Raw genomic sequence first — 16,225 nt, 5'->3', positions numbered from 1 at the left:
TTCACTCTCCAGTGATGGGTTGGGGGACGCGATGCTGGAGATGAGTAGGGAATGCGCGGCGCTGGTTCCAATGGAAATGGCGGGGAACTTTCCGGCCTGCTGCGGCACTGATGGTAAATGCCTCGTCACCGAACGAAAGGACGCATCATGCTAAGTAGAGTCGCAATCGCTGCAGGCAGCGCTGCCGCAGGCGCCGTGCTGGATCGGCTGGCCCATCGCAACGAAGCTCAGCAGCAATCGCAGCCGCAGCCGCAGGCCCTGCCGCAAAGGCCGCCGCATGCGGTCCAGCAGTCCGGCACCGGCAATGAGCGCCTGGGCAGGCTCAGCGGCGCCATTCGCGGTCCCATGAATGACTCGCCGTTCTCCAGCGGAATCCATGGGCAGTTGGGAAAGATGCAGCAGCTAGGCGAGGATGCAAAGATGGTGGCGCAGAATCCCGTCTTTACGGCGGAAGAACTCAAGCAGCTCAAGGAACGCATCCAGGACGATGCCAAAGCCACGTTTGGCGCGGCGAAGATGGTCAGCGGACACGCGCCGCTCACAACGGATGATGCGGCCCGGCTTGGCAAAGCTGCCGTGAAAGACGCAGTGGATAATTTCGACCCCGCCAGGATGATCGAGAGCGCGAAGAAGGCTGGCGACGCCGCCTACGCGGCAGCGACCACCAGCAAGGAAGGCATCGACGAAGTAAGCAGCGCAATGCAGGACAGGATGAAATTCGAAGCGAAGGCAACGGCGGCAGGAACTGCTGCCGTGCACCTCGGCGCCACCGCGATCAGCATGCTGCCATTCCCCGGCGCGCCGCTGGTCGGTGCGGCCGTGCGCACTGTCGGCACCATGGCCGCAGGTGCGCATATGTCGGCCACGATGCGAGAAATCGGCGGTGAGGGCGAAGGCAAGGACAGTGCACTGCGCCGCGAGGCCACCAGGATCCTGATCGAGAAATCAGGCAGCGAGCCTGGCAGTCAAGGGTAGTTAAGCCGGGCAAGCCGCCTTGCCTGCCGCCTGGCTGCGCACGGCCTTGGCGATATCGGCTGCAACCCGGGCCACTGCGCGGCGATGGCCCATCACCAGGGCATCGTAGCCGGCCGCCACTTCTTCACGTGCGGTACTGCGGCAAGTCAGGACTTGCGCGCTGCCTGCCAGCCGCACGCTCCAGACGGCATCCAGCAGCGCATATTTGCCGGGTGCCGATTCAAAGCGCTGCACATTGGTGCTGATGCGGTAGACCGTGGCCTTTTCCGGAGGCTGGGTGCGGAAGACATCGATGGCGCCCAGTTCGCCGGAGATCGCCAGCGACAGCGCCTGCCCGATTTCCGACGCCGGGGGCGAAGACCAGCGTTCCTGTTCCAGCAGGTCGATGCGTCCCTCGCCGGACGTCACGACCAGCTGGCTGCGCGCCACCTGCTGCGGCACCGTCACGTTTTGCACCTCGATGTAGTAGCCGGGATCGGGCAAGCTGGCGGCAGCGGCCATGCCGTTGCTGAGGCTATAGAAGCGTTCCGGCGGCGGGCTTGCGCAGCCGGCCAGCGACAATGCAAGCACTACACTACCTGACAGGACATGCCAGCGCATCATTTGTTCTCCTTCGCGGGCTGGGGTTTGGCGCGGATCAGCGCTTCCGGATGGCGCTGCAGGTAATCGGACAGCTCGTTAAGCGATTGCAGCGTTTGCGTCAGTTGCTGCAAGGCTGAGCGCAGATCGGACTGCACTGGCGAATCCTGTTGCAGCACCTGCTGCGCCGCGCCGAAGGTCTGGCGCGCTTCACCCAGCGTGGACTGCAGTTCCGGAACGATCTGCGAGTCGACTTTCTTGAACAGGTTGTCGGCGCTCTTCAGCGAGTCGCGCAGGTTGTTGCCGATCTGGTCGAACGGCACCTTATCCAGTTTGCGTGCGATGCTGGCGATCTGCGCCTGCAATTCGTCCAGCGCATTGGGCACCGTCGGCACTTCGACCGGGTAGGCATTCATGTCCAGCTTGACCGCCGCCGCGTTGGGGAAGAAGTCCAGCGCGATATACAGTTGGCCGGTCAGCAGGTTGCCGGTGCGGAGCTGGCCGCGCAGGCCGTGGCTGACCATGCGTTCCAGGACCAGCGGGCCGGCGTTGCGGTCCTTGTCGTCGGTCACGGTCTCCTGGAAGCGGCGGCCCAGGCGGCCTGGGTACATGTCCACCGTGACCGGCATGCGGAAGTCCTTCTTGACCGGGTCGTACTCGACGCCCACCGAACGCACCTCGCCCAGCACAATGCCGCGGAAGTCGACCGGTGCGCCGGGCGAGAGGCCGCGCAGCGACTGGTTGAAGTAGAACACCGTCGTAATCGGTGCGCCATCCTGCTCGCGCATGGCGCGGGACTGGTCGGCGGCCAGCGGGAATTCGGTGTTGGCGGGGGCTACTGCGTCCGGCTTGCGGCCGGTGACAGATTCGAATCCGATGCCGCCCACCAGCAGCGCGGCCACCGATTGCGTATTCAGCTTGAAACCGCCGGAGTCGAGCTGCAGGTCGACGCCGCTGGCATGCCACCAGCGCGTGTTCTTGCCGACATATTGGTCGTAAGGCGCGTTGACGAAGACCCGGATTGCCACGCCCTGGCCGTTATTTTCCAGGTCATAGCTGATTACCTGCCCGACCGGGATGCGGCGGTAAAACACGGGCGAACCGGCATCGATAGATCCAAGCGACTCGCCATGCAGGGTGTAGTGCGTGCCTTTCTGGTCGCCTGCTACCTGCGGCACCTTTTCCAGGCCGACGAAGTCATGGCTGCTTTCCTTCGATTTGCCGGCGTCGACGCCGATGTAGGCGCCGGACAGCAGCGTGCCGAGCCCGGAGACGCCGCTCACGCCGATTCGGGGCTTGACTACCCAGAAGCGGGTATCGGAGGCGGTGAAACGGCGCGCGTCCTTGTTCATGTCGATGGTTACCAGCACTTTGCTCAGGTCCGGCGAGAGCGAAATGGCGCGCACCTGGCCGACGTCCACGTCCTTGTATTTCACCTTGGTCTTGCCGGCTTCCAGTCCCTCGCCGCTGCGGAAACTGACCACCACCGTTGGTCCTTCGTCGAAGTAGGATTTGGCCACCAGGCCGATGCCGATCAACGCCGCCAGCAGCGGCACCAACCACACCAGCGAAGGCAGCCAGTGGCTGGCCTTGTCGACCTGGGGCTGGGGCAGGGGAGCACCGGCGGTATTGGCTGGGGTGCCGTCGTGTTCAGGCATGTTTTTCTCCATTGGGCGGGACTGGATCCCAGATCAGGCGCGGGTCGAACTGTATCGAAGCCAGCATGGTCAGCACCACGACGGCGCAAAACGCCAGGGCTCCGGGCCCGGCGGTGATCGTGGCAAGCGTCTTGAATCGCACCAGGGCCACGGTCAGCGTTATTACGAAGATGTCCAGCATCGACCAGCGCCCCACGAATTCCACCATCCGGTAAAGCACGGTGCGCTGCAAGGGGCGCCAGCGCGAGCGGCGTTGCGCCGTCCATGCCAGCAGCGACAAGGCGGCCAGTTTCAGCAGCGGCACCAGGATGCTGGCGACGAAAATGATCGCGGCCAGGGCGGGCGAACCGCTGTCCCAGAAATACAGCACGCCGCTGATGATGGTGTCGTCCTCCATGCCGAACAGCGAGTGGGTGTACATCACGGGCAGCAGGTTGGCAGGGATGTAAAGGATGGCTGCTGCAATCAGCAGCGCCCAGGTGCGGCCCAGGCTATCGGCGTGGCGGTGGTGCAGGCGCGCGTGGCAGCGCGGGCAGTCCTGGTGCCGTGCGCCGCTGTCTGCGGATACCAGTCCGCAGACGTGGCATGACAAGGCTGCTTGCGGAACGGGCGGGGGCACGTCCGGCTGGGGCGTCAGGGCGTCGCCCAGGTTCCACAGCATTTTCGGGTCGAACGAGACCACGATGGCCAGCATCAGCGTCAGCGCGGCAAACGCGAACAGGCCCGGTTCCAGTACCACCGTGGCCAGGCTGGTCATCTTGACGATGGTAATGAGGATGCCGATCATCAGCACCTCCGTCATGCCCCAGCGCCGCGCCAGGTGAACGGCATACAGCAGGACATTGAACAATTTTGGTTTGTGGCCGCCTGCCAGTGCCAGCGTGACGTGCAGCAGCGACAGCAGCTCGATGGCCGGCAGCAGGATGGTAAACAGGAAGACCGCCGCCGCCACCAGCGGCATATGGCCCTGCCACAGCACGACGATGGACCCCAGTAGCGTGGCGCGCGAGGCGTTGCCGTTCACGTCCAGTTCAACGATGGGAAAGCACTGGGCGATCACAAACACGATCAGGGCAGCCAGGATGATGGCAGCCATGCGGCTGGCGTCGGAATGGATGCCACGGTACATCACCGAATGGCAGCGAACGCAGCGCGCTTTCTCGCGCGGACGCACCGGGCGCCGGCGATGCAGCACGCCGCAGTCATGACAACTAATCAGGTCGTATCGATGCACTCGTTTAGCAGGAACTCAAATATGCCAGCATGATACGACATTTGAACTGAAAGTCTGCACTCGTGACTATTCGATAGACTTTTAGGTCTTCAGTTCGGCTACAGTCTGCGGCCATTCGAAAGTTGAACCTGGAAAGTCATTGAAGATATTGCGTAACGCATTATTGGTATTGCTGCTTGCGGTGGCCAGCTATCTCACCGTTGCCGCGGCTTGGGCCTGGATAGCGTTTCCATCGGCCGCCCAAGGCCTGCCGCAGGCGGCCGCGATGCCGCTGTCGCCGCGCCAGGTCGAGATCCTGCTGAAAGTCGAAGACCCCGATTTCTTTCATCACGCAGGCCTTAGCGTATTGCACGGGCAAGGGCTGGCGACCATCACTTCGTCTCTCGCACGCAGTGTATATCTTGGCGACACGCAGTTGGATGGCGCGGCAGGTGCTTTCCAGCGCTTTTACCGCAGCGTCTTCGACTGCTGCAGGAAGATCGACATTGGGCGCGACGTAATGGCCCTTGTGCTGGACCGCAAGCTGGACAAGCACCGGCAGCTTGCCGCATATTCGGCCATGGTCTATCTGGGTACGCAAGAAGGCAAGCAGGTCCACGGGTTTGAGGATGCTGCCCTCAGTTATTACGCGAAACCGCTAGGCCTGCTGACGGAGGAGGAGTTCGTGGGCCTGGTGGCGATGATCAAGGCGCCTAACCTGTATCACCCGGTTAAGAATCCTGCGCTGTTTGTCCAGCGCCTGGTGCAGGTGAATGTGCAGATCCAGAAGAAATGAAAAATCTCCCCTTTATTTTGTCCGGAATCGGATTCGCGCTCTGCGCAAGCTTTTGCAATGCGGCCAATTTTGGCGCTGACTCGTGGGGCCATGCCTGGGCCGACACGCCGCAGGGCAAGTTCGAATGCATCAACAACGTAAGCACGAGCAATTACCAGGTGCTCAAGCTGAATGGCCGCGTCGTATTCCGCCAGACCAGTGAATCGAGCTGGATCTCGGAGGGCGATACGCTGGCCAATGGCATCCGGCAAAGCGATGTTGGCTGTCCTTCGATCATCGCAAATGAACACGGGTACGTGGTGATCGTGCGCGACACCCAGCCTCCGCACTATGGCGTGCAGGGCTATGCGGTGATTGACTTCAATGAGAAAGAGCCGGTCCTGATCACGCTCGCCGAAGGGCAGCGTCCGCAGGATGACAAGGTCTCGCGCAGCCAGCGGTTTGCATGGTCGGCCAAGGGCCTCCGGTTTCGCTATTTCGGCTACCGGCCGGACCAGGTGGGCGCCACTTCCGGCGCACCGAAGCCCCGCGCCCACGAACTGTTCCTCGATTTTGCTTCAGATATTGTCGACGTTATCAAATGAAAAAACTCACTCTATTCGCTTCGCTGTCGCTTGCCAGCTCGATGCTTCATGCAGCGCCGCTCGAACTGAAATGCTGGTCATCCGACACGGAAAAAGAGCAGGTGCGCATCAATAAACTGGCGCCCGGCGTGGTGGCTCGCAAAGGTGCGCACCTGCTCAAGGTCACCACCAAGGCGGGCGTTCAGTCGTTCAAGGACCAGCCTCCATACGATGAACCGATGGATGGCGTTCACTATACTTTTTGCGACCGTAAAGAAGGCTTCATCCTGGTCACCGTCAACGACGGCCTCCTGTTCACCGGTAAGCTGATTAACGAGCAGACCGGTGTTGTCACCGAAGGCGGTGAGAGTCTCAATTTCTCCGACGATCGCCGCGCCTACCTGGCGACCGAACAGCCGGACGGTATGGATGGCGGCGTATGGAAGGTATATGCGGTGAATGGCAAGCTATCCTGGTCCGGCTATAACTTCATCCCGGACCGCGACCCGAATTACCGGTACGCGGACCTGGATACGCCAAGCTGGATGCCCAATGGCGAACTGGTTGCAAACGCCACGTGCAGCACCGACCCGGAGCGCAAATGGAAGGTGAAGCTGGTCAGGAATAATGAGCAGTGGGACTGGGCGCCGCGCAAGAAGTGCCCGGCCCAGAAGTAACAAGCGGCAGTACGCATTCGGCGATCTCGTGGAACGTTTCGCCAAGCGGGCGGCGATTGCGGCGGAAGTGCAGGCCAACGTGGTCGACGCCGGCCGCGCGCAACGCGTTTAATTCTTCGACCAGGGCGTCGCGGCCACCCCGGAAGCCGAAGCGCCAGCGCTGCATCGGTTCGCCGGCACGTTCGCTCAAGTCCAGGTGGATAAAGGTGGCATAGGGCTTGTCGCCGGCGACGGCGCGCCAGGCTGCCACGCGGCGCGCATGGTCTTCCGGCGTGCCGGGATAGGCCAGTGAACCATCCATGTTCTGGCCCACCCAGGCCGGGCTTTGCTGGGACAGGCCTGCAACCAGCAACGGCAGGGCCGAATCCAGTCGCGGCAACACGTTCAGGCCGGGCGGAAGGCTGGACTGCGCGCCCTCACGCAGTAGCGCAACCTGTTCGCGGAAGTTGTTGCCGCGCTCGGCGAAGTCGCGGCCGAACAGCGGGTATTCCACCGGCCTGTCGCCGCTGGCCACGCCCAGCATCAAACGGTTGCCGCTCAGGTGCTGGATCGTCGCCGCCGATTTCAGCGTCAGCAGCGGTTCGCGGATCGGCAGCACCACGGCGGCCGTGCCAAGCAGGATGTCCCTGGTGATGCCAGCCAGGTAGCCAAGGTAGGAAAACACTTCGAATACCTGGGCCGCATCGCCAAAGGACGGGTCGTACACCGGCACGTCGCGCACCCACAGGGCGCGGAAGCCCAGGCGATCGGCCAGTTGCGCCAGCTCGGCGTGGCGCTGCAGGTCCGGTTCGCCGGGCAGGCGGCCGGCTTGCTGCCTTGCCTGCTCGCCGGCATGGGTCCAGTCATTGTCCAGCGGAGCCTCGATGCCGATGCTGAAGCCACCCTCGGTCAGGCGAGCCAAAGAAGCGCTCATGGAATATTCCTTGTTCAGATCGAGGAAGTGGCGGAAGCCGAGGCATTGCGGCGGCCGGCATTGCCAAGCCAGACCAGCGCCAGGCCACCGGCGGCCAGTGCGGCGCCGACCAGCGGCACTGCGGCATAGCCCAGGCCTTGGCCGATCACCACGCCACCCAGTGCGGCGCCAACTGCGTTACCCAGGTTGAAGGCGCCGACGTTCACCGAAGAAGCCAGGCCAGGCGCCTGCGCCGCTGCCTGCATGACGCGCATCTGCACCGGTGGCACGATGCCGAAAGCTGCGGCCCCCCAGACCACCAGGCCGATGGCAGCGCCAACTTCGGTGGTCATCGCCAGCGGCAGCACTGCCATGGTGACGGCAAGTGCAGCGAGAATCAGCTTGGTGGCGCCATCCAGCGACCAGTCGGCCAGGCGGCCGCCCAGGCTATTACCGAGCGTGAAGCCGATGCCGATCAGGACCAGGGCAAAGGCCACAAAGCCCGGGCTGGCGTGGGTGATCTCGGCCAGGATCGGCGCCACATAGGTATAGAGCGCAAACATGGCGCCGGAGCCCATGACGGTAGTCCCCATGGCCAGCAGCACATCGGGGCGGGTCAGCACTTTCAACTCTCGGCGCAGGTTCGGCGGGGTACCAGGCTCGCCCTTGGGCAAGGCCAGCCACAGTGCGGCGATGGTGACCAGGCCCAGCACGGCGGTACCGCCAAAGGCCACGCGCCAGCCGACTTGCTGGCCAATCCAGGTGGCAGCAGGCACGCCGCCGATATTGGCCAGGGTCAGGCCCATGAACATGGCCGCGATGGCGCTGGCCTGTTTTTCTTTTGGCACGACACTGGCAGCCACCACGGCGCCGATGCCGAAGAAGGCTCCGTGGTTAAGGCTGGTAATCAGGCGCGACAGCAGCAGGGTGGTGTAGCTTGGCGCAAAGGCCGACAACAGGTTGCCGATGGTGAAAATCAGCATCAGCGCCATCAGGGCGGCGCGTTTGCCGAAGCGGCTGAACAGCAAGGTCATCACCGGGGCGCCGGCCATCACGCCGACCGCATAGGCCGAGACCAGCATGCCCGCAGTGGGAATGCTGACGTTGACGCCGTCGGCGATCACGGGCAGCAGGCCCATGGGGGTGAATTCGGTGGTGCCGATGGCAAAAGCGCCAGTGGCAAGGGCTAACAGGGCAGTAGAGGATCGCATTGGAATTGACTCGTGGAGTTTTCAATGGATCGCAGTGTACCGGGGCAATATTTGCAGATTAAGCCTTGTATTTGCCAAACACTTTTGATTTCAGTTCAATAATTGGCCTTCCTACTCCTGCAGACCGTCGGCGCTATAGCTATTGCGCGGATTCCACAGCATCCAGCCGTCCGTGCCGGCGCTTTCCGCAGCGTCGATCTGGGCCCGGATTTCATCGGCATCGAAGGGACGGTGGTCGAAGGCGTAGTCGCGGAAGGCCTGCAGCCAGGGGCGGAAACGCAAGCCGTTGCCGCCGGTGCGCGCCATCGCCCTTTGCAGGGTGCGCTGCACGATCAGCGCCGGTTCCTGCATGGGATCGGGAACGCCCGGAATGCCGAACTGGTAGCCGGAGGGATACAACATTGGCGAAATGTAATCGACCACCTTGGCGATGGCCGGCAAATCCTGGCCGATTTCGGTATCTCCCGAATTCCATGCGGTATAGCCAAACAGGTCGGCCGCAAGGAAGGCGTTATAAGGCGCCAGGCGCTGGCGCGCGGCTTGCAGGAAACCGGTAATGGCCACCACCCGGTTGGCCTCCGTATTGGGCTGGGCGAAACGCAGTCCGCGGGTATCGGGGAAACGCACGTAGTCAAACTGGATCTCATCGAAACCCATGGCGGCGGCTTCCTGAGCCAGGTCCAGCAAATATGCCCATGCGTCGCGCTGGAAGGGATCGATCCACGCTTGCTGCTCGCGGTCGCGGAACATTTCGCCGTCCGCGTTTTTCACGCTCCATTCAGGGTGGGCACTCGCCAGCCGGTCATCCTTGAAGGCCACAATGCGCGCGATCAGGTAGATGCCATCGCGCCGCAGTTGGGCGGCCAGCGCAGCCATGTCGCGCACCGTGGTGACAACGCGTGCGCCGCACAGCGCCGCTTGCGGGACCTGGCTGGGGTAGGGAACCATGCCGGTGTCGCCTTTGAGGTCGATCACCAGCGCATTGAGCTCGGTAGTGGCCAGCAGGTGCAAGGCCGCGTCGCGCAGGCCCTGGTTGCCGATTCCATAGGCCGACAGGTAGAGCGCCTTGGGACGCAGCGGAAACAGGCGCAAAGTCGTCACGGCAGCTTCTTGCCCGCTTGCCGTGGCGGTGGCGCGCGAATAGCCGATGGCGCGCGCCGACACTTGCCCACCCGCCGCCGGCAAGTGGAAGCCGCCATCGTTGCCGCTCAGCGTGCTGTCGGCGCCCGCGATCACCGTCGCGCCGGCGATTGGCAGGCCGCTGGATGCGTCGACCACGCGGCCATCCAGGGCTGCAGCCAGGCACGGCCAGCAAAGCAGCGCGCACCAGGACAAGCGCCGTAAAACTGATCCCATCGTTTTCTCCCTTCTGCTGCGGAGCATGACACGCGCGATCTTGCGGTTTCTATGACCTGGATCATGTGCAGCGCAACGGCGCCTCCCTAACATAAAGACTGGCATCGCAGCCGATGCCCTCTGCAACCCAACCAGAAAGCGAGGATTATCATGGCAAAAAACCTGACCCGTTTCGACCCCTTCAGTGACATCGCGCGATTTGAACCATTCCACGCAATGGAAGACTGGCTGCGCGACTTCAACCTGCGCCCGGCGCTCAGCGACCTGACCGTCGAGCCGCGCATCAGGATGGATGTTGAGGAGTCGGACCAAGCCTATACCGTCAAGGCCGAGATCCCGGGCGTCAAGAAAGAAGACATCCAGGTCGAGGTGGATGGCAATGTGGTCTCGATCAGCGCCGAATTGAAGCGCGAACAGGACGACAAGACCGGCAAGACCGTGCGGTCGGAACGCTATTACGGAGCGCAGCGCCGCAGCTTCACGCTGCCGCATGACATCGATGCGGCCAAAGTCGAAGCCAAATACACGGAAGGCATCCTGTCCCTGGTATTGCCCAAGCTGGAAGGCAAGTCCAGCAAGCAAGTGACGATCAACTGAGGCGGGCCGGGCGGCCGGCGGCATGCCGGCTACGGCCTTTGCGGGAGGACTTCCATGAATACCTTGCAGCGCTGGAGCATCGCCGCGCTTTGCGCCCTGGCCGCTGGCGCCTGCCTGGCTGGCGACCTGCCCATGCCGGCAACGCATACGCAGGGTCCGGTCAGCTATGTTACCGGCGGCATCGGCAGCGACGAAGCGGATGCATTCCGCGCCGCCGCGCCGGAATACAACCTGCGGCTAACCCTGTCCACGCTGGACGGTGCGTTTTTCGCCGACGTGAAGATTGTCCTGAGCGACGAGCAGGGCAACGTTCTGGTCGAGACCCTCAGCGACGGGCCATTCGTATTTTTCAAGGTCCCGCCAGGAAAATACCGGGTGAGCGCGGAAAAGCAGGGCGAGGTTTTCACACGCACCGCGCAGGTGCGCGAAAAAGGCGGCAGCGAATTGTATTTCCGCTGGAAGGCGCCGGTTGAGTAGGGCGCGCGCTAGGGCCGGCCGGGGCGGCGCGATGCCGCCCCGGCCTGGTTTCAATGCGACATCAGCACCGGCAGTGTTGCGCTGGCCAATACCGTCCGCGTCGCACCGCCCAACATGATTTCGCGGTAGCGCGGATGGCCGTAAGCGCCCATCACCAGCAGGTCGGCACCTACCTTGTCGGCCATGGCCAGCAAGGCTTCCCCGGCATCGCCGGCGCCGCTCTCGCTGCGTACTTCCACCTTGATGCCGTGCCGCGCCAGGTAAGTGGCAATGTCGGCGCCCGGTATCTCTCCATGCTCATCGCCACCGCTGACCGGGTCGAGCATGCCGACCACGACGCGTTCGGCGCCGCACAGGATGGGTAATGCGTGGCTGATGGCACGGGTAGCCTGGATGCCGCCATCCCAGGCCACCAATACCGTCTTGCCGATCGTGGCGAACACGCCGGCAAAAGGCACGACCAGGACCGGCCGGCTGCAGTTCAGGATCACCTGTTCCGGCAAATCCTGCAGCATGCCGCCGGTGGCGGGATCGTCGCGGTCGGCCTGGCTGAGCACCACCAGGTCGGCATAGCGTGACTGCAGCAGCAAGCCGCCGTAGGCGTCATCGTTGACCAGGCGCCGCTCGCAGGATTGCAGGCCGAGGCTGTCGGCCAGCTGGCCCAGCTTGTCCAGCGCCTGGCGGGCGCTGGCTGTCGCCAACTTGGCCAGGTCGGGCCGGATCACTTGATAGGGCTGGTCCTCGTGAGCGCGGTAGGCGAAGCGGGAAATGCCGGTCATTGCAGCGCACACCAGGTGCGCTTGCTGCTGTTCCGCCAGCATGGCCGCCAGCCGCAGGCGCGCTGGCGCACTGCGCGCGGCATCCGCGTGAAGCAAAATGGTCTTGAACATGTTGTCCTCCTTGAATCTAGGACGCAACTGCCCGTCGCAGTGCAAGCAGCAGGTGCTGGTCCTGGGTGGCAATGTGGAACGGCAGCCATTCACGCAGGGCGGCCGCGGCTTGCCGTGCCGGTGCGGCATTGCCCTGTTCCAGTGCCGATGCTGCGTGATGCAGGCCGGCTTGCATGCGGGCATGCTGTTCGCGGTGCTGGTGGGCGCCGGCGCAATGACAACTGTCCATCCACTGCTCCTCGTGGCGAAAATCCTGCTCGATGGCGGCGACCAGCCGATGATACGCCGCGCCAAAGCTGCTGGCTGGCTGTGCCAGCAGCGCGTCGATCATGCCGAACAGGTGCTCGTGGAGCTGGTCCAGCTGGTCCTGGCTGGTGGGCGGCAACGGCTGCATGTATTCCTCCCCGATCAATGCATCAGCAGTACCGGCAAGGTGGCTTGCGCCAGGATGCTGCGCGTGGCGCCGCCCAGCACCATCTCGCGCCAGCGGCTATGGCCATAGGCGCCCATGACCAGCAAGTCGGCTTCCAGTTCGCCGGCCAGCGCCAGGATAGCCTTGCCGGCGTCGGCGGGGCGCGGCTGCACCAGCACGCTGACCTTGATGTCGTGGCGCGCCAGGTAGAGCGCGATATCGGCGCCGGGCTCCTCGCCGTGGTCGCCCTGGCCTGCACCCAGGACAGCCAGCGTTACCTGGCCGGCTTGCTGCAGCAGGGGCAGGGCGGCGCTGACCGCCCGCGCTGCTTCGACGCTGCCGTTCCAGGCCACCAGTGCGTGCCGTGACGGCGGCGGAAAGCTGCCGCTGCGCGGCACCAGCAATACCGGGCGGCCGCCATGCAGCAGCACCTGCTCCGGCAAATCCAGCAGCAACCCGCCTTCCTCGCGGTCGTCGGGATCGGCCTGGCCCAGCACCAGCAAGTCGGCATAGCGCGCCTGCAGGCACAGGCCGGCATATTCGTCCACATTGTGGCGGCGCTGTTCGTGCGGCACGCCGATGCGGCTGGCGATTTCCTCAAACTTTTCCAGCGCCACGGTGGCGCGTTCGTTGGCATGGCGCAGGTGGTCGGCAATCAGCACGCCGCTGCCTTCATACGGGCTGCCGGCCAGCATATAACGCGGCATGCCGGTCATGGCGGCACCGATCAGGTGTGCGCCTTCCCGTGTGGCCAATTGGGCGGCCAGCTCGAGGCGGGCGGCGGCATTCGGGGCACGGTCCACATGGACCACGATGGTGCGGTAGGACATGGTTTTCTCCTGAAATATGACGCGCTGTTCGGCCTGCCACAGCAGTGGTGCGCCCGGCGGCCTCCGTAGGTGATGCAACTAGTCTGCACCCGGGCGCTGCGCACGATCCATGACCTGGATCAAGTCTGCGCTGCGGCCGGCCGCCAGCCGGGCGCAATGCGGCCGTCGACCAGTCCGATGACACGGTCGGCGGCGCTGGCGAACTCCGCATCGTGGGTGACGGCCACTACGGTCTGCCCGGCATCGGCCAGGCTGCGCAGGATCTGGCGCACATTCAGGGTGGCGGCCGAATCGAGGTTGCCGGTCGGCTCGTCGGCCAGGATCAGCAGGGGATCGTTGGCCAGGGCGCGTGCCAGGGCGGCGCGCTGGCGCTGCCCGCCGGATAACTGGGATGGGTATTTTCCAGCCTGGTCGGCAATGCCGAGCTGCTCCAGCAATTCGCGGCCACGTGCTTGCGCGGCGCCATCGTCGTGGCGGCCGAGTCGTTGCATCGGCAGCAGCACATTTTGCAGCACGGTAAATTCAGCCAGCAGGAAGTGGAACTGGAACACGAAGCCAAGCTTGGCCAGGCGCAGTTCGGCCAGCCGGTCGTCGTCGCAGGCGCTGGTGTCTTCGCCGTCGAGCCACAGCTTGCCGCTGTCCGGACTGTCGAGCAAACCCAGCAGGTAGAGCAGGGACGACTTGCCGGAACCGGATGGGCCCATGATACAGATGAACTCGCCGCGCTGAACCTCCAGCGAAACATCGTCCACCAGGGTGACCGGTGCTTCCCCTGGCAGGCGGCGCAGCAGGTGTTCGGCGCGCAGGACCGGACTCATATCGCCCCGCGCAAGGTCATGACCGGCGGCAGCTTGCCGGCTTTATTAGCCGGCAGATACGCCGCGCCAAGGCAGGCGGCCATGGCGAAGGCTACCGCGAGCAGGTATTGGTCGGCACCCCACCAGATCGGCATGGCAACCACATCGCTGACGCCTGGCGGCTTGAGCTCGACGCGCGCCAGCACATGCATCATGCCGTAGCCCAGCAGCAGGCCGGCGGCGCTGCCCAGCAAGCCGATCACCATGCCCTGGTAGAGGAAGATGCGGCGCACGTCGGCGGCCTGGAAACCCATTGCCTTCAGGATGGCGATATCGCGCCGCTTGTCGACCACGATGGTGGAAATGGTGTTGTAAATGCCGAACGAGGCGACCACCAGGATTGCCGTCACCACGCTGTACATGATGATATTGCGCACCAAAAGCAGGCTCAGCAAATCCTCCGAGGCTTCGATCCAGGACACCGCCTTGTAGCCGATGCTGGCTTCGATGCCGGCTGCCACCGTGCGCGCCGCTTGCGGGTCGGCTAACTGGATGATGAAGCGGTTGACGCGGTTGGGCCGTTCCAGGATGACCTGGGCACGCTTGAGCAGGGTGAACGCTTCGGTTTCATCGTAGCCGGCATTGCCGGTGCGGAAAATGCCCACCACTTTCATGATGCGGCTGCCGCCGCTGGCAGTCAGCATATTGACCGTGCTGCCCAGCCCGAGCTGGAATTTGTCGGCCAGGCCCTGGCCGATGATCACGCCGTTTGGCGCCGAGGAGAGGTCGTCGAGAGCGCCCGCCACCATCTGCTCATCAATGGTGGAGACATCCTTCATGCGCGATGGCACCACGCCCGACAGGCTCAGGCCTTGCTGCTGGCCGGCAAAGGTCAGCACGGCCGAGCCGCGCAGCAAGGGCGCCACGCGCACGCCGGGCAGGTTTTCGATCGCTTCCAGCTTGTTGCGGTAATTGCGGATGCCGCGCGTTTCCTGTTGCGGCTTGACGTTGCTGATGGCCAGCGCGGCGCCGGGCCAGCGTAGTTCCGCCGGCTGCACGTGGGGCGTGCGGTATTGGTCCATGACAGTAATGTGCGGGCTGTTGTCGACCAGCCGCTTGAGGAAATCCTGCTCCGAGCCGCGCATCAGGGCCGACACCGCGAGGAAGAACGCCACGCCCAGCATGATGCCAAGCAGCGACACCAGGGTCGAACGCGGCCGCTGGCGCAGGTGGGCGAGGGCGATGGTGAACTGGACGCGCACGGTTGGACCTAGCGTGGCTGCGGCCGCACCCAGCGGCCTTCGGAGAGTGCCGCATCGGACTGGGCCACCACCTGTTCGCCGCCTTGCAAGCCTTGCCGCACTTCGACGCGCTGCGGGCCGCGGATGCCGGTCACCACGCTGCGCTGGCGCAGGCGCTGGCCTTCGACCAGCCAGACCTTGTTGTCATGCACCGCGCTGGCCGGCAGCAGCAAGGCATTGTTGTGCCGCTCGACCACCAGGTTGGCGTCGACCGTCATGCCAGTCTGTAGCGCGCCGGGCGCCGCCAGCGCGATGCGCACGCGGTAGCTGCGTGCCACCGGGTCGCCCTTGGGCGTGACTTCGCTGACGGTGCCGTCGAACACCTGGCCAGGCAGGGCGTCGGCCTTCAGCAGCACGGCCTGGCCGCGGTGCACGCGGTTGATGTCCTCCTCGTCGATCTCGGCGGTCACGCGCAGCGGGGCGCAGCAGGCTAGCACGAATACCGCCTGGCCGGGGCTGATGTACTGGCCCACCTCGCCATCGCGGCGGATGATGGTGCCGTCGGCCGGGGCCACCAGGGCCATGTAGTCGCGTTGGGCGCGCACCCGGCGCAAGGCCGCTTCCGCCGCCGCCAGCTCGGCACGCGTGCGGTCGGCTTCACCCGCCGTGACGAAGCCGCGTGCGGCGAGCGTGGCGGTGCGCTCATGCTGGCTGCGGGCGTAGGCAACGCGCGCTTGCTGCTCATCGACGGTGCCGGCTAGGTCGGCGTCGTCCAGCCGCGCCAGCAATTGGCCCTTGCGCACCTTGTCCCCTTCGTCCACCGTGCGCGCAGCCAGGCGGCCGCCGACGCGCGGTGCAAGCGGCATCATCACCGTTGGCTCCACCGTGCCGGTGGCATAGATGGCGTCCACCGCCTGGCCGTGCTGCGGGGTGACGACGTGCAGCGGCAGGGGACCGGCCCGGCGCCAGGCGAATGCCGCTATTGCTGCCAGCAGCAGTAGCGCGGCGGCACCATAGCGCCAGCGCCTTGCGGCGTGAGAGGAAGTGGCCATTGGCAAGCT

General features: G+C 64.4%; 18 protein-coding genes. 6 read left to right on the top strand and 12 right to left on the bottom strand.

Features of this window, described 5'->3' with window-relative positions:
- The first annotated feature begins 147 nt into the window (after positions 1–147).
- Entirely contained in the window at positions 148–975 is an 828-nt protein-coding gene (locus ASD58_RS00150) for a hypothetical protein (protein WP_156401082.1), read from the top strand.
- On the opposite strand, the gene ASD58_RS00145 is transcribed toward ASD58_RS00150, so the two are convergent.
- Genes ASD58_RS00145 through ASD58_RS00135 form a run of 3 tightly spaced genes read right to left on the bottom strand, consistent with a single transcriptional unit; the run spans position 976 to position 4,407 of the window.
- On the bottom strand, positions 976–1,578 hold the full coding sequence (locus ASD58_RS00145) for a membrane integrity-associated transporter subunit PqiC (RefSeq protein ID WP_229209853.1): 603 nt from the start codon (positions 1,576–1,578) through the stop codon (positions 976–978).
- Complete coding sequence (locus ASD58_RS00140) at positions 1,575–3,212, bottom strand: intermembrane transport protein PqiB (protein WP_057258852.1); 1,638 nt, start codon at positions 3,210–3,212, stop codon at positions 1,575–1,577. Before ASD58_RS00140 ends, ASD58_RS00145 begins: the two co-directional genes overlap by 4 nt.
- Positions 3,205–4,407: a paraquat-inducible protein A gene (locus tag ASD58_RS00135; protein WP_373994430.1), complete on the bottom strand. Its 1,203-nt coding sequence runs from the start codon at positions 4,405–4,407 to the stop codon at positions 3,205–3,207. The genes ASD58_RS00140 and ASD58_RS00135 overlap by 8 nt, the downstream gene beginning before the upstream one ends.
- A gap of 178 nt (positions 4,408–4,585) precedes the next feature.
- On the opposite strand from ASD58_RS00135, the gene ASD58_RS00130 reads away from it, so the two are divergent.
- From ASD58_RS00130 to ASD58_RS00120, 3 genes are read left to right on the top strand one after another with little or no spacing between them, the layout of a single operon-like run.
- On the top strand, positions 4,586–5,221 hold the full coding sequence (locus ASD58_RS00130) for a transglycosylase domain-containing protein (protein ID WP_156401081.1): 636 nt from the start codon (positions 4,586–4,588) through the stop codon (positions 5,219–5,221).
- Positions 5,218–5,805, top strand: a complete 588-nt coding sequence (locus ASD58_RS00125; protein WP_156401080.1) for a hypothetical protein — start codon at positions 5,218–5,220, stop codon at positions 5,803–5,805. Before ASD58_RS00130 ends, ASD58_RS00125 begins: the two co-directional genes overlap by 4 nt.
- Positions 5,802–6,461: a hypothetical protein gene (locus ASD58_RS00120; protein WP_057258844.1), complete on the top strand. Its 660-nt coding sequence runs from the start codon at positions 5,802–5,804 to the stop codon at positions 6,459–6,461. Before ASD58_RS00125 ends, ASD58_RS00120 begins: the two co-directional genes overlap by 4 nt.
- Here the strand turns inward: ASD58_RS00120 and ASD58_RS00115 are convergent.
- The 3 genes from ASD58_RS00115 to ASD58_RS00105 all read right to left on the bottom strand — a co-directional run bounded on the left by ASD58_RS00115 (position 6,403) and on the right by ASD58_RS00105 (position 9,920).
- Positions 6,403–7,374, bottom strand: coding sequence for a TIGR03571 family LLM class oxidoreductase (locus tag ASD58_RS00115; protein ID WP_057258841.1), 972 nt, complete (start codon positions 7,372–7,374; stop codon positions 6,403–6,405). The two genes, ASD58_RS00120 and ASD58_RS00115, sit on opposite strands and share 59 nt — an antisense overlap.
- Before the next feature lie 14 nt (positions 7,375–7,388).
- On the bottom strand, positions 7,389–8,564 hold the full coding sequence (locus ASD58_RS00110; protein ID WP_057258839.1) for an MFS transporter: 1,176 nt from the start codon (positions 8,562–8,564) through the stop codon (positions 7,389–7,391).
- Positions 8,565–8,675: 111 nt separating this feature from the next.
- Positions 8,676–9,920: a putative glycoside hydrolase gene (locus ASD58_RS00105; protein ID WP_057258837.1), complete on the bottom strand. Its 1,245-nt coding sequence runs from the start codon at positions 9,918–9,920 to the stop codon at positions 8,676–8,678.
- 150 nt (positions 9,921–10,070) lie between these two features.
- Between ASD58_RS00105 and ASD58_RS00100 the strand changes: the two genes are divergently transcribed.
- Both ASD58_RS00100 and ASD58_RS00095 read left to right on the top strand, forming a co-directional pair.
- Positions 10,071–10,517 carry an Hsp20/alpha crystallin family protein gene (locus tag ASD58_RS00100; RefSeq protein WP_057258835.1) on the top strand — a complete coding sequence of 149 codons (447 nt, stop codon included), beginning with the start codon at positions 10,071–10,073 and terminating at the stop codon, positions 10,515–10,517.
- Between the two features lie 54 nt (positions 10,518–10,571).
- Positions 10,572–10,994 (top strand): carboxypeptidase-like regulatory domain-containing protein, encoded by a 423-nt coding sequence (locus ASD58_RS00095; RefSeq protein ID WP_057258833.1) that lies wholly within the window; start codon positions 10,572–10,574, stop codon positions 10,992–10,994.
- Between the two features lie 50 nt (positions 10,995–11,044).
- On the opposite strand, the gene ASD58_RS00090 is transcribed toward ASD58_RS00095, so the two are convergent.
- The 6 genes from ASD58_RS00090 to ASD58_RS00065 all read right to left on the bottom strand — a co-directional run bounded on the left by ASD58_RS00090 (position 11,045) and on the right by ASD58_RS00065 (position 16,216).
- Entirely contained in the window at positions 11,045–11,884 is an 840-nt protein-coding gene (locus tag ASD58_RS00090) for a universal stress protein (protein WP_057258831.1), read from the bottom strand.
- Between the two features lie 16 nt (positions 11,885–11,900).
- Entirely contained in the window at positions 11,901–12,278 is a 378-nt protein-coding gene (locus tag ASD58_RS00085) for a bacteriohemerythrin (RefSeq protein WP_057258829.1), read from the bottom strand.
- Positions 12,279–12,292: 14 nt separating this feature from the next.
- Positions 12,293–13,126: a universal stress protein gene (locus ASD58_RS00080; RefSeq protein ID WP_057258827.1), complete on the bottom strand. Its 834-nt coding sequence runs from the start codon at positions 13,124–13,126 to the stop codon at positions 12,293–12,295.
- Positions 13,127–13,245: 119 nt separating this feature from the next.
- Entirely contained in the window at positions 13,246–13,944 is a 699-nt protein-coding gene (locus ASD58_RS00075; RefSeq protein WP_057258825.1) for an ABC transporter ATP-binding protein, read from the bottom strand.
- A complete protein-coding gene (locus tag ASD58_RS00070) occupies positions 13,941–15,185 on the bottom strand; it encodes an ABC transporter permease (RefSeq protein ID WP_057258823.1) in 1,245 nt (414 codons plus the stop codon). The genes ASD58_RS00075 and ASD58_RS00070 overlap by 4 nt, the downstream gene beginning before the upstream one ends.
- An 8-nt stretch (positions 15,186–15,193) precedes the next feature.
- Positions 15,194–16,216 (bottom strand): efflux RND transporter periplasmic adaptor subunit, encoded by a 1,023-nt coding sequence (locus ASD58_RS00065; RefSeq protein WP_057258822.1) that lies wholly within the window; start codon positions 16,214–16,216, stop codon positions 15,194–15,196.
- Positions 16,217–16,225: the final 9 nt, after the last annotated feature.

The sequence above is a fragment of the Duganella sp. Root1480D1 genome, assembly GCF_001427305.1.
Classification (GTDB): Bacteria; Pseudomonadota; Gammaproteobacteria; order Burkholderiales; family Burkholderiaceae_D; genus Rugamonas.
The sequence above is the reverse complement of the archived record's forward strand: the minus strand, read 5'-3'. Positions and strand labels throughout refer to the sequence as shown.

Excerpts from the sequence above, each read along its gene's own strand:
- ASD58_RS00080 (WP_057258827.1), bottom strand. The coding sequence starts at position 13,126 with ATGTCCTACCGCACCATCGTGGTCCATGTGGACCGTGCCCCGAATGCC.
- ASD58_RS00140 (WP_057258852.1), bottom strand. The coding sequence starts at position 3,212 with ATGCCTGAACACGACGGCACCCCAGCCAATACCGCCGGTGCTCCCCTG.
- ASD58_RS00085 (WP_057258829.1), bottom strand. The coding sequence starts at position 12,278 with ATGCAGCCGTTGCCGCCCACCAGCCAGGACCAGCTGGACCAGCTCCAC.
- ASD58_RS00075 (WP_057258825.1), bottom strand. The coding sequence starts at position 13,944 with ATGAGTCCGGTCCTGCGCGCCGAACACCTGCTGCGCCGCCTGCCAGGG.
- ASD58_RS00065 (WP_057258822.1), bottom strand. The coding sequence starts at position 16,216 with ATGGCCACTTCCTCTCACGCCGCAAGGCGCTGGCGCTATGGTGCCGCC.
- ASD58_RS00125 (WP_156401080.1), top strand. The coding sequence starts at position 5,218 with ATGAAAAATCTCCCCTTTATTTTGTCCGGAATCGGATTCGCGCTCTGC.
- ASD58_RS00095 (WP_057258833.1), top strand. The coding sequence starts at position 10,572 with ATGAATACCTTGCAGCGCTGGAGCATCGCCGCGCTTTGCGCCCTGGCC.
- ASD58_RS00115 (WP_057258841.1), bottom strand. The coding sequence starts at position 7,374 with ATGAGCGCTTCTTTGGCTCGCCTGACCGAGGGTGGCTTCAGCATCGGC.
- ASD58_RS00150 (WP_156401082.1), top strand. The coding sequence starts at position 148 with ATGCTAAGTAGAGTCGCAATCGCTGCAGGCAGCGCTGCCGCAGGCGCC.
- ASD58_RS00120 (WP_057258844.1), top strand. The coding sequence starts at position 5,802 with ATGAAAAAACTCACTCTATTCGCTTCGCTGTCGCTTGCCAGCTCGATG.
- ASD58_RS00105 (WP_057258837.1), bottom strand. The coding sequence starts at position 9,920 with ATGGGATCAGTTTTACGGCGCTTGTCCTGGTGCGCGCTGCTTTGCTGG.
- ASD58_RS00100 (WP_057258835.1), top strand. The coding sequence starts at position 10,071 with ATGGCAAAAAACCTGACCCGTTTCGACCCCTTCAGTGACATCGCGCGA.
- ASD58_RS00090 (WP_057258831.1), bottom strand. The coding sequence starts at position 11,884 with ATGTTCAAGACCATTTTGCTTCACGCGGATGCCGCGCGCAGTGCGCCA.
- ASD58_RS00110 (WP_057258839.1), bottom strand. The coding sequence starts at position 8,564 with ATGCGATCCTCTACTGCCCTGTTAGCCCTTGCCACTGGCGCTTTTGCC.
- ASD58_RS00145 (WP_229209853.1), bottom strand. The coding sequence starts at position 1,578 with ATGATGCGCTGGCATGTCCTGTCAGGTAGTGTAGTGCTTGCATTGTCG.